This is a genomic window from Cycloclasticus sp., from assembly GCA_040743155.1.
In the GTDB taxonomy this organism is placed as follows: Bacteria; Pseudomonadota; Gammaproteobacteria; order Methylococcales; family Cycloclasticaceae; genus Cycloclasticus.
Genome location: JBFLJU010000001.1, coordinates 87,050 through 99,364, shown reverse-complemented (window position 1 = coordinate 99,364; position 12,315 = coordinate 87,050). Strand labels below are relative to the sequence as shown.

Annotated in this window: 9 protein-coding genes; 2 read left to right on the top strand and 7 right to left on the bottom strand. The window is 46.0% G+C overall.

The features are described 5' to 3' along the window. Position 1 precedes the first annotated feature (1 nt). The 4 genes from mshL to metH form a co-directional block, all read right to left on the bottom strand. On the bottom strand, positions 2–1,642 hold the full coding sequence (gene mshL, locus AB1Y31_00440) for a pilus (MSHA type) biogenesis protein MshL (GenBank protein ID MEW4981632.1): 1,641 nt from the start codon (positions 1,640–1,642) through the stop codon (positions 2–4). A gap of 105 nt (positions 1,643–1,747) precedes the next feature. Then, positions 1,748–3,046: an AAA family ATPase gene (locus AB1Y31_00435; protein ID MEW4981631.1), complete on the bottom strand. Its 1,299-nt coding sequence runs from the start codon at positions 3,044–3,046 to the stop codon at positions 1,748–1,750. 48 nt (positions 3,047–3,094) lie between these two features. Next, positions 3,095–3,409, bottom strand: coding sequence for a glutaredoxin family protein (locus AB1Y31_00430; protein MEW4981630.1), 315 nt, complete (start codon positions 3,407–3,409; stop codon positions 3,095–3,097). Further along, positions 3,399–7,112, bottom strand: a complete 3,714-nt coding sequence (gene metH, locus AB1Y31_00425; protein MEW4981629.1) for a methionine synthase — start codon at positions 7,110–7,112, stop codon at positions 3,399–3,401. The genes AB1Y31_00430 and metH overlap by 11 nt, the downstream gene beginning before the upstream one ends. Positions 7,113–7,234: 122 nt before the next feature. Between metH and AB1Y31_00420 the strand changes: the two genes are divergently transcribed. Beyond that, complete coding sequence (locus AB1Y31_00420; GenBank protein ID MEW4981628.1) at positions 7,235–8,038, top strand: hydroxymethylpyrimidine/phosphomethylpyrimidine kinase; 804 nt, start codon at positions 7,235–7,237, stop codon at positions 8,036–8,038. After that, a complete protein-coding gene (thiE, locus tag AB1Y31_00415) occupies positions 8,035–8,655 on the top strand; it encodes a thiamine phosphate synthase (protein ID MEW4981627.1) in 621 nt (206 codons plus the stop codon). Before AB1Y31_00420 ends, thiE begins: the two co-directional genes overlap by 4 nt. A gap of 2 nt (positions 8,656–8,657) precedes the next feature. Here the strand turns inward: thiE and AB1Y31_00410 are convergent, their stop codons facing one another. From AB1Y31_00410 to AB1Y31_00400, 3 genes are all read right to left on the bottom strand, one after another. Beyond that, positions 8,658–9,971, bottom strand: coding sequence for a TonB-dependent receptor (locus AB1Y31_00410; protein MEW4981626.1), 1,314 nt, complete (start codon positions 9,969–9,971; stop codon positions 8,658–8,660). Between the two features lie 204 nt (positions 9,972–10,175). Next, positions 10,176–11,276, bottom strand: coding sequence for an NAD(P)-dependent alcohol dehydrogenase (locus tag AB1Y31_00405; protein MEW4981625.1), 1,101 nt, complete (start codon positions 11,274–11,276; stop codon positions 10,176–10,178). 26 nt (positions 11,277–11,302) lie between these two features. Beyond that, complete coding sequence (locus AB1Y31_00400; GenBank protein ID MEW4981624.1) at positions 11,303–12,295, bottom strand: amidohydrolase family protein; 993 nt, start codon at positions 12,293–12,295, stop codon at positions 11,303–11,305. Between the last annotated feature and the right edge of the window lie 20 nt (positions 12,296–12,315).

Here is a 12,315-nt window from a genome sequence, read left to right as displayed (position 1 = left end):
CTTATCTTCCCAACTCGGCGCTACTTTCTTGCGCGTCTAGAAAACGTTTGTATTTGGCAAACTGCCCATTCAACGTTGGCTTCTCAGCAACCATCGGTTTCAAGAAAATGACTAGCTCAGATTTCGATACCGAATTATCCTTATAACTAAAGAAGTCGCCAATAAAGTTCATCTTAGACAAGCCTGGAACACCGTCAGTACTATAACGATGATTATCTTGCATTAAGCCGCCAATAACGGCCACATCACCACTTTTGACCCGCAACATAGACTCGATTTCACGTACCGAAATCTCAGGAATTAAGCTCGCAGCATCGCCCGTGCCCAACTCTGGATTAGGGTCTTCAACAAACTTTAAAATTCGAGAAATAGTTGGTCTAACGTTCAAGGTCACCATATTTTCTGATGAAATATACGGCGTAACGCTCATCACCAAGCCCACGGGAACGGTATGGATTTCGGTCTCAAAGGTGCGGGTAAGCAAGCCCGATTCTGAGGTGTCCGTTTCGACAGAAACGGTAAAGTAAACACGATTATCAACCACCTTTAGCAAGGCAGTTTGATTATTCAGCACCATTAGTTTTGGTGAAGAAAGCACCTTTGTATTACCAAATTGGTTTAACAGCTTAACCGTCGCGTTCAGGTCGTACTTACTACCTGGGTTGTTATAGGTCAATGTTGTAACAGGTGCCCCAGCTAAATTAGTACCCAGCAAAGCTTGAGAAACACTAAAGCCTTCTGTCCCTGCCTGCACTAAACGACTCCAGTCAACTCCCGCTTGGTAGTCATCATTCAGTTCCACTTCAACAATCGTTGCTTCTATAAAGACTTGCCGTTTAACGCCGGCTAGGGTCAAGTCTAAGTATTTTTCAACCATATGATGCTGTTTTTGTGTCGCAAAAACGCTAAGCAAACCACTTTCAGGGCTGGCTATCACTCGAGACTGCTTGCCCTCTCCCATCTCAACGGAACGCTCTGTTTGGCCTCCTGTTAATTTTGCAACGGCAACGAACTCCGCGCTCACCTTTTCATCTTCTTGCAGAATCGCACGAACATTATCGACCGTGGTTTTCCAAAATTGATGCACCGATTTGTTATTAATGGAGGTATCCGAAGTATTCCCCACCTTTGAATTACCTGATGTACCTCCCGTTGAAGCGACCTCGGTCGAAATAGCGATGGTAGAGTCGCTCGTTCGGGCTAAGTTGACATACCCCACATCGTAATGCTTTAGAAATTGGCCATCCTTTTTGACAAATACAACGCCTTTTTCAACGCTATAACGGATATCGGCTTGCCGACTAACTCGGCTTATAATTTGATCAAATGTCCGGTCAATCGCATTTAGCGTTACCCGCCCGTCGACATCTTGAGCAATATCAATTTCCACATTCGCGTCACGTGCAATCGCAAATAACAGCTCCTTAACGGGTACATCATTGACGACCACAGTAAACACGTCTTCTTGTTTAGAGTGTGATGGTGGTGTTGGCAGCGGCGCCGTCTGAAGAACAGGCAACGGCTCGCCTGAGGGTCTTGCTGTTTCTTGAATATGATGGCTAGAAACTTTTATTGAAGCAGGTGCACAAGCAGCTAACACTAAAAAGCTACCCGCCAATAGCGCAGCAGAGCGTATCGTCATAACAAGTCCATGTATCTTTATTATTTATTTCAGCAAAGTTTAGACTAATTCAGCCATAAATCACACCTCAAAAAAAGATTAAGCCAATGTTTTTACTGGGAGTTTTTATTTAGGAATAGCGCTAATATAAGGTGAAAATTTCGTTAGCTTCTTGGGCAGTGTATTTAGCACCTTCAAGGCATCTGAATATTGAGAGAATTCACCGTAATACACAACATAATCTTTACTTTTAAGCGTCAGCTGGGCGACATTCAGGCGATCAATATCACCTAGGTTCTGTACGCTTCGAAGAAAACCCTCAACTAACGGCGCCTTATCGCCCGACGCAGATAATAAGCGAATGGTGTATTTACTGTTCGTTTGCTGCTGCCATATGCCAAAGCTACCCAATTTATTTTCCAGCAATGCATTACTCGCATTCACCTTAATAACCCGTTCACTAGCCCTTGGCACAATAGGCTTATCAACAATGCGTTTAGCCGCCATTGACGACGCTTGCGGCTCAAACTGAACTAGCCAATAAAACACCCCTACACCCAGTAAAACCGCGACCACACTTAATACCGCAGCAATTGTACTGGTGTAATTTTTCCCTTGCCCCTTGTTGCTATCTTGTAGCGCAATTTTCACGTGCTTCGCTTCAACCACCGCATTCTTATCTAGAAAAGCCGCTAAAAGCGCCTTATCTGCCAACACGTTCAAACGGCGTAATGTTCCATGTGAGCTTTTAGTGAGCAGCTTGATCGCCGCTTGTTTAAAAATTCCTCGCCCTTGATGACCCGCTTTTTCAAGCCGAAACGTCAAATAAGTTTCTGCCAAATTCCAGGTTAATGGGCTTAGGTAAAAGCTATAGGTAATTCTTTCTCGCAACTGTCGAACGCTTGGCGTATCAATATGCTCATCCAGTTCAGGCTGGCCAAACATAATGATTTGCAATAGTTTTTCAGTTTCCGTTTCTAAGTTACTCAACAGGCGAATTTCTTCCAAGGTTGCCAGTGGCATTTGTTGCGCTTCGTCAATAACTAGAACAACTTTTTTACCTTCTTCGTATAACTGAAACAGCTTTTTCTGGAGCAAATGCAGCACTTGAATCGATTGATTGCTCTCATCAACCGTTAAACCCAGGTCATAAGCAATCGCATAAAACACTTGCTCTGCCTGAATACTTGGATTTAATAAAAAAACAAAAACCGTATTATCTGACACCTTTTTAGTCAGCATACGAGAGAGCATTGTCTTACCGCTACCCACTTCACCCACTACTTTGATGATGCCTTCGCCAGAGTTCAACGCATATAAAATCGCCTCTAGAATTTCGCCCCGCTCAGCGCCCTTAAAAAACAATGAAGTATCAGGGGTAATCCCGAAAGGCTGCTTGGTTAGTCCGAAATAGTCTAAATACATAGAGGTAGTCTAACAGGGCAAGAGCATCAGACTAAGGCCAAGTTTAAATTAATGTAGAGCAACAAAACCGAGTAATTCAGCATAGCTGAAAGGCCAACCTAAATCGTTCTGCACGTCATTTTTCATGACAACGGGAATACGAGTTCCGTATCGCTCAACAAGTTCCTCAGACTCAATAATATCAACTATCTCAATTGAAAAGCGGTCTGGGTATTGCGCCAATAGCTGCCTCAGAAGAACGATCGCTTCTTCGCACAAATGACAACCATCGGTTGTGTAAAAAGTTAAGGCTGTATAGGCTAGCTGAGCGTTCTCAGCTGAGCCAATACAATCTACGACATTTGACTCTAACTCAATTGTCATCTGGGTCATAAGCTAGACTTGGCGCCAACCAACGTTCAACATAATCCACCGATTCACCTTTACGCTCAGCGTAATCTTCGACTTGGTCTTTCTTTAGTTTACCCACGTTAAAATAGTTTGCTTCAGGGTGTGCAAAATACCAGCCGCTGACCGCCGCTGTTGGATACATGGCAAAGCTTGTGGTTAGCTCAATGCCCACTTCTTTTGTCGCATTGAGTAATGAAAACAAGGTCGCTTTTTCTGTGTGGTCGGGACATGCCGGATAACCAGGCGCAGGACGAATCCCCTTATAACCTTCTTTAATTAATTCATCATTATCCAATAATTCATCTGCCGCATAACCCCAATAATCTTTTCTAACTCGTTGATGCAAGCATTCAGCAAACGCCTCGGCTAAACGGTCTGCTAACGCTTTGACCATGATGGATTGATAATCATCATGCTCTGCCTCAAAGCGCGTGACGTGCTCTTCAATACCAATGCCGGCTGTTACAGCGAACCCACCCACGTAGTCATTAACGCCTGAGTTTTCAGGTGCCACATTGTCTGATAAACAGTAATTTTTACGGCCCGGCGGCTTGATATTTTGTTGACGAAGATGATGCAATACCGTCGTTTCTTTTGTCCGCGATTCATCATCATAAATAACAACATCATCGGTGCGACTATTCGCTGGATAAAAGCCGAATACAGCACGCGCTGTTAACCATTTCTCATCAATGATTTTTTTCAACATCGCTTGCGCGTCTTTAAATAGATCTTTGGCATGCACACCGACAATTTCATCGTCCAAAATTTTAGGGTAGCTGCCCGCCAGTTCCCATGTATGGAAAAATGGCGACCAATCGATAAATTCGGCAATCTCCTCTAGCGGAAACTCATTAAGCACCTTGGTGCCCAAAAAGCTTGGTTTGACCGGCGTATAACTGTCCCAATCAAGGATCGTGGCATTATTACGTGCATCGTCTATATTCAGCTGGCGCTTGGTTGATTGACGCCCTTTGTGACGCTCACGAACCTCCGCGTATTCATCGCGCACTTTTTGCTGATAATCATTTGCCGCGTTTTTATCTAACAATTTCGTTAACACGCCCACCGACCTTGACGCATCGGTGACGTAAACACTGGCACCGTGATAATTTGGCTCTATTTTTACCGCGGTGTGTGCACGCGAGGTCGTTGCACCACCAATCATCAGCGGCACTTTAAACCCTTGACGTTCCATTTCTTTCGCCATGTGCACCATTTCATCGAGTGATGGGGTAATTAAACCACTCAGACCAATCGCGTCCACGTTGTGCTCTCGCGCTTGTTTTAAAATGGTATCCGCTGGCACCATAACGCCAATATCAATCACTTCAAAGCCGTTACATTGCAACACCACCGCGACAATATTTTTGCCGATATCGTGCACGTCGCCTTTAACGGTTGCCATTAATATTTTGCCGTTACTGCTAATCACATCGCCTTTTTCTTCTTCCATAAACGGCATCAAGTAGGCCACCGCTTTTTTCATCACACGGGCAGATTTCACCACCTGCGGCAAAAACATTTTGCCCTCTCCGAACAAGTCACCCACCACGTTCATACCGTCCATTAACGGCCCTTCAATCACGTGCAAGGGACGCTCAACCTCTTGGCGAACCAGCTCGGTGTCTTCTTCAATAAACTCGGTAATACCTTTTACTAAAGCGTGTTCCAAGCGTTTTTTTACCGGCCACGAGCGCCATTCGGCCGCTTCTTTTACCGCCGCCTCAGAATCACCATCAAGGTACTTTTCAGCCACCGCTAATAAATTCTCGGTTGCGCTGTCACCCTGTGCAGGGGTGCGATTTAGAATTACGTCTTCAACGCACTCGCGTAGCTCTTTGGGAATATCGTCATACACCGCCAATTGCCCTGCGTTAACAATGCCCATGTCCATACCGGCTTTAATCGCATGATATAAAAACACAGCGTGTATCGCTTCACGTACCGTGTTGTTACCTCGAAATGAGAACGACACGTTCGATACCCCACCCGACACCATCGCGTGCGGTAAGGTTTGCTTAATAACGCGCGTCGCTTCGATAAAATCAACGGCGTAATTATTGTGCTCATCGATGCCCGTTGCTACCGCAAAAATATTCGGGTCAAAAATAATGTCTTCTGCTGGGAAGCCTGCTTTTTCGGTCAGCACCTTATAAGCTCGCGTACAAATGTCAACTTTACGCTCAAAAGTATCGGCTTGCCCGTTTTCATCAAACGCCATCACGATAACCGCCGCGCCATAACGCATAATGGTTTTCGCTTGATTAATGAAGTTTTCTTCGCCTTCTTTTAGGCTGATCGAGTTAACAATGGCCTTGCCTTGCACGCATTTTAAACCCGCTTCTAAAATGTCCCACTTAGACGAGTCAATCATCACCGGCACCACGGAAATATCCGGTTCTGCCGCAATCAGGCTTAAGAAGCGAACCATCGCAGCTTTAGACTCCAGCATGCCTTCGTCCATATTAATGTCGATAACCTGTGCGCCACTTTCAACTTGTTGACGCGCAACATCTAAGGCGGTTTCGTAGTCTTGTTCTTTAACCAAGCGTTTAAACCGAGCTGAGCCGGTCACATTGGTCCGCTCACCGACATTGACGTACAGCGAATCGTTATAAATATTCGACGGCTCTAAACCCGATAAGCGACAAGCAACCTCAATGTCAGGAATCGCTCTAGGCGCACTCTCACTCACCGCCTCTTTCATCGCCGTGATAAATTCTGGTGAGGTGCCACAACAACCGCCAATAATATTTAAGAAACCACTCTGCGCCCATTCGCCGATGTGCCCCGCCATATCTTCTGGGGTTTCATCGTAACCGCCAAATTCATTCGGCAAGCCAGCATTGGGGTGTGCGCTAATATAGGTATCAGCAACGCGCGATAACTCCTCAACGTATTGACGTAGCTCTTCCGCACCCAAGGCGCAGTTAAAGCCAATGCTAATGGGTTTTACGTGACGAACCGAATTCCAAAATGCTTCTGTCACCTGGCCGGATAGGGTTCTACCAGATGCATCAGTGATGGTGCCTGAGATCATCACTGGATATTGCACGCCATGCGCGTCAAAGTATTCTTCTATCGCAAACAGCGCTGCTTTCGCATTAAGCGTGTCGAAAATAGTTTCTACTAACAAAATGTCCGCACCCCCTTTGATCAAAGCATCGATCGACTCTGTATAAGCTTCAGCAAGCTCGTCAAAACTGATGTTTCTAAACGCCGGGTCATTTACATCGGGTGAAATACTCGCGGTACGATTTGTGGGGCCGAGGACACCCGCAACAAAACATGTTCTTTCTGGGTACTTAGCCTCAATATCATCCGCCGCTTTTCGCGCAATACGGGCAGATTCTTCATTAATTTCATACGATAAATCCTCCATATCGTAATCGGCCATTGCCACGCGCGTTGAATTAAACGTATTGGTCTCAATAATATCTGCGCCGGCTTCTAGGTACGCCAAATGAATCGCCCTTATCGTGTCAGCCTGCGTTAGTGACAATAAATCGTTATTGCCCTTTACGTCACTGGGCCAATCAGAAAAACGCTCACCCCGATAATCGCTTTCGCTAAAGTTATATGCTTGAATCATCGTTCCCATCGCACCGTCTAGCATTAAGATGCGTTGCTTTAGTAAATCTAAAAGCTGGGTGTGTTTTTCTGTTTGCGCCATTGTTCGGTACGTGGTCTATTATATTGACCCATCATTTTACGCTTTTACTACAAAACAGGCACTTGTTGTTATCAATTTATTCCTCTAACATCCCGTTAAACATCTGCCAACACAACACTTATTTGCCATACTCTTCAAAAAACTCACCGGTAAAACCTATCGTACTCAGCCTTTCTGGGCACGACCCAACCGGCGGCGCGGGCATACAGGCCGATGCTGAAGTGCTGGCTCACTTTGGCTGCCACCCCTGCTCGATTTTGACCTGCTTAACCGTGCAAGATTCCAGTACCGTACACCGCCTTATACCACTGGATGCTGCCCACATCACTGATGTGGCGAATGCTCTATTTAACGATATGCCTATCGCCGTTATTAAAATCGGTTTAACCGGTTCGGTTAATGTCGTTAACGCCATCGTCGAGATTCTCAAATCGCACCCTGATATTCCGGTTGTTTTTGATCCGGTGCTTGCCTGTGGCGATGGCACATCACTTGCCAACACTGAATTAATTCACGTTATAAAAGACACGCTTATTCCATTAACGACCGTGTTAACGCCTAATACGCTAGAAGCCGCTCAATTATCTGGCCGAGCAAAAACAACAAGCACTGCCGAGCTTGGGCTTGATTTGCTAGCTCAAGGCGCACACTACGTGCTAATCACCGGCGGGCATGAGTCGACGGCGACGATAAAAAACAGCTTATTTCACGACAAGCAAATACGTCGAACGAGCGTATGGCCGCGACAAGCTGGTGAGTTTCACGGCACTGGCTGCACCTTGGCTTCGGCCATTGCAGCATTAATGGCTAAAGGCCACGCCATAGCCGACAGCATCGAACTCGCACAGGAATATGTCGACAAAGCCATCAAGCAAGCCCATCAACTAGGCCGCGGACAGGCTTTTCCAGACCGCAGTCAGCAATGAACAATTTGCTTCAAAAAGGCTTATACGCCATTACACCCAGCATCAGCGATAGCGATTTATTATTAAAAAAAGTTGAACTCGCATTGCGCGGCGGCGCCGTGCTACTGCAATACAGAGATAAAACAAGCCCCCCCAAACAGCGCTTGCGAAGGGCAAAGGATATCCATCAACTGTGCTTCCGCTACAAGGTGCCTTTGATCATTAATGACGATCCTCAACTCGCTTTAGCATGTAACGCCGAGGGCGTTCACCTTGGCCAAGGTGACGGCAGCATTCAGCACGCAAGAAAACTATTAGGTGCGAACGCCATCATAGGCGCGACCTGCCATCACCATGTATCGCTCGCTGTACTAGCTGAAGAACAAGGTGCCAACTATGTTGCATTTGGGCGCTTTTTTAAGTCATCGACAAAACCCGGCGCACCATTAGCCACGCTTCAAACGTTAGCCAAGGCAAAAAAAAATCTGTCTATCCCAGTCGTGGCCATTGGCGGAATAAATCACGATAATGCAAAGCCGTTGGTCATCAATGGCGCCGACAACCTCGCCGTCGTTGATAACGTTTTTGCCGCGGCTGATATCACTGAAAGCTGCAAACGTTTCGCCGCCTTATTTTAGCGCTATAGGGCCCATGTATAAGCGATGTGGAACGCATTGACGTAAGGCGTCAAAGATTCACTCGCGCCGGGAAAAAGAGCAGAAGGACCACGGTATGTTTCCTTGAAATAATGCTCAAAACCAAGGTGCAGCTCATCGCCATGCTCACTTTTCCAGCTCAAGCCAATACTTGCTTGATGTATCGGGTTAGGCGTCAATAAACTAAAACTCGTGGCATTAATATCATTATCATTCGGCCTCTCGCCATAGGCGTAACCGGCTCTTAATGTTAACTGAGACGACGCAATATAAGTCGCACCCAACTTATAATTTGTTTGATTGCGCTGCCAACCGAATGCACTTCCTGAATCACTGCCAATGGGTGGCGCACTTGGCGACAACGAATTCAATACGCTATTGCCCAGAGCTTTCACCTCAGAAAATTCTACTCGCTGTATATCCAGTGCAATAATCCAGTCAACATTGGGCCGCATCGCCACGCCAATACTGTAATTAGCGGGTATATCAAAACTGCCTTCGGCAAAGAGCCCCTTATATTTATCAAACTCTTGCATATACACCTTCGACGAATAAGCAGCACCTAGCGATAACCAAGGCCTCACCTCACCATACCAACCCACACGAACGCCTGCACCAAAAGCAATATCATGGCCATTATTTGTTAATTTATCAGGGTATTTTGATAACGGAGCAAACCCGTGCAAACCAAACGCTTCAAATCGCTGCAAAGCAATCAACGGGGAAAATCCAAAGCTATAACCAGGGGAAAACTCCCATGCAATCGTCGGCGCGATAATTAATTGAGCTAAATCAAACCCTGCCTCATCACAGCCGGTAAAAAAGTTACCCTGTTTCGCCCCACATTCAGCTGGGTTAGCATTGGTTCCAGGAACCTCTGTGGTATTCGCGTACTCGCTATTCAAGCCCCCATTTGCATACGCCGTTATGCCGATTGCTAAGGTATCGTCTAGTTGGTGTGAAAAAGCAAATTCGGGAATGATAAAAAAGGAATTCCGACTGTTTGATGAGAAATCAAACGGCGTACCGGAATCGCTGCGTTTTACTTTTCGATGAGGGTTAAATAGTTCTGCACCCACTTCGAATTGGTTACCTGCCGCCGTCAACTTTCCCGGGTTAGACGCGCCTGCAAACGCATCTTCCGCAACAGCCGTTACCGCTCCTGCGGTTTGTTTCGCGACGTGCCCGTAACCGAGGGAAAAATACCCGCCGCCTGCAAAAGCATTATTGGAAAGCACACACATTAGAATAACAGCCCACACTAGCGCACTTCGCAATGGAACAACCAACAACTGCATACATTCCCCTTCTTGTTTTTTTTAGATATGGAAACTACTCAGCGTTAAACTATACGACTATCCTAAGCATACTACTAGTTCGCGACCTAACTAGTAAATCATGATAGCAGTCGATAACAACCTGCCTCAAATCTCTCATATAAATTTTAGGTATAAAAAAACCGAGGCTTTAACACCTCGGCCTTAGCAGCAACTACTCGTGCTTTATTTAACTCGCATCACCGCCTTAAGTGTTTTACCTTTCTCGGAATCCGCCGCCGCTTGGTTAATTTGGTCGAATTCATAAAATGTTATTAATTTATCAAATGGAAACTTACCTTGTTTATACAACTCGATTAAGCGAGGAATAAAAACATCAAAATTAGACTGCCCTTGGATGATGCCTCGCAAAGTCCGGTTATCCAACATAAAGCTAACATCTACCGGTATCGTCACACCTAGCGCCGGCGAACCAACGATACCTATTTCGCCCCCAGGTTTTGAACAAGTAATCGCTTGAACCAACACATCCGGCACACCACTGGTTTCAAGCACATACGCTATCCCTGAACCGGTCAATTTTTTAATTTCGTCAACCGGATCCATTTCAGCGGCATTAATGACATGAGTGGCACCGAGTTCTTTCGCCAACTTTAAACGGTTTTCCTTAACATCAATGGCAATAATTGTTGTGCAGTTAGCGACCGCAGCGCCCATCACCGCTGACAGGCCAACGGCACCGGCACCAAAAATAGCAATGGCACTACCCGCAGCAGGGTTTAACGCATTAAGGACCGAACCTGCACCTGTTTGCACGCCACAGCCTAAGGGGCCCAATAGCTCCAGAGGCACATCTTTAGGCACTTTTATTGTATTGCGCTCGTAAGAAAGCACATAGTTGGCAAAAGATGATTGTCCAAAGAAGCTGGAGCCAATTTCATCACCTGAGTGGTCATGAATCGTACAACTCCCATCAACAGCTTTGCCTAAAAAATTCGGTTCAAACGCTGCCTCACAACGTGCAGGTTCACCATTCAAACACGCCTCGCAATGGCCGCAGGTATAGAATGTAAGAACCACGTGATCGCCTGGCTCTACCTTCGTTACATTGGCGCCAACTTTCTCGACAATACCAGAGCCTTCGTGCCCGAAAACCATTGGCAAAGGGACTGGGTATGCTTGATCACGACAAGTTAAGTCTGTGTGGCAAAGCCCCACGGCTACTATTTTTACTAAAATTTGATCAGCTGAAGGTTCTGCTAACTCAAGAGACTCCAGTTTAAATTCACCTTTACTTTCTCGCACAATAGCCGCATTAATTTCCATTTATTGATTCCTAAGTTGGGTTAACATTATTTAACACTGCCCAAAAAGCGCAGTGCATTTTTTGATAGCAATAGCGCCATCTCTTGCTCATTTAGCCCTAATGACTGTATTCGCTTGCCGGGTGATTTTTCGCGAATAACAAAAGGGTAATCAGAACCCAGCATCAACTGCTTGATACCGAATGATTTGATGAGGTATTTAAGGGTCTCGTTGTCGTACACCAAGGTATCGAAATAAAGCCGCTTAGCGATCTCAATCGGTGACTCATTAAACAAATGGTTACCCATAGTTTTCCAGCCGTGCATCATCCGTGGCAGCATTAAAGCAAATGTTCCGCCGCCATGGCTTAAGCCCACTCGTAGTTCTGGGTACTTAGTTAACATGCCGCCACTGACTAAGGACGCTGCGGCGAAAGCCGTTTCATTTGGAAAGGCAACCAACGCAGACATTGCGGCTGGGCCTACAATACGCTCAACACCCGCAGGGTGCAGCGGGTGAATAAAAATGGATAAATCATGCTTAACGGCTGCGGCAAAGATAGGTTCAAAAAATGGATCACCGATAGGCCGACCATTAATATTGGTACCCACTTCAATCCCAACTAAACCATACTCATCCCGTAACCGCGACATTGCTTCGGCTGCTCGTTCAGGGTCTTGCAAGGGCACCATGCCTAAGCCGTAAAAGTCATTCGGCGAACTGCTCACCATATGAGCAATACTCGAATTAATGTGCGCACACATGCGGATGGCATCATCAATGTCAAACCAATAAGATAACAACTCGGGCATTGGTGATAATACTTGCCGACTAACCCCTTCTGCTTGCATATCCGACAAGCGCTGAGCTACGTCCCAACACTGGTGACTCACCTCGCGAAAGGTTTTGCCTCCAATTAAAACCGCACGGTGATGAGGTTGGTCACAACAGCCCATTGACGGCCACCGTGCGTCTAAATTTTTCCCGCTGTACGCAGGAAAGCTCTCAGGTACGACATGAGTATGTACATCAATAATCATTTTAAACGACTAGCTAAGTC

Excerpts from the sequence above, each read along its gene's own strand:
- AB1Y31_00405 (MEW4981625.1), bottom strand. The coding sequence starts at position 11,276 with ATGGAAATTAATGCGGCTATTGTGCGAGAAAGTAAAGGTGAATTTAAA.
- thiE (MEW4981627.1), top strand. The coding sequence starts at position 8,035 with ATGAACAATTTGCTTCAAAAAGGCTTATACGCCATTACACCCAGCATC.
- metH (MEW4981629.1), bottom strand. The coding sequence starts at position 7,112 with ATGGCGCAAACAGAAAAACACACCCAGCTTTTAGATTTACTAAAGCAA.
- AB1Y31_00410 (MEW4981626.1), bottom strand. The coding sequence starts at position 9,971 with ATGCAGTTGTTGGTTGTTCCATTGCGAAGTGCGCTAGTGTGGGCTGTT.
- AB1Y31_00435 (MEW4981631.1), bottom strand. The coding sequence starts at position 3,046 with ATGTATTTAGACTATTTCGGACTAACCAAGCAGCCTTTCGGGATTACC.
- AB1Y31_00430 (MEW4981630.1), bottom strand. The coding sequence starts at position 3,409 with ATGACAATTGAGTTAGAGTCAAATGTCGTAGATTGTATTGGCTCAGCT.
- mshL (MEW4981632.1), bottom strand. The coding sequence starts at position 1,642 with ATGACGATACGCTCTGCTGCGCTATTGGCGGGTAGCTTTTTAGTGTTA.
- AB1Y31_00400 (MEW4981624.1), bottom strand. The coding sequence starts at position 12,295 with ATGATTATTGATGTACATACTCATGTCGTACCTGAGAGCTTTCCTGCG.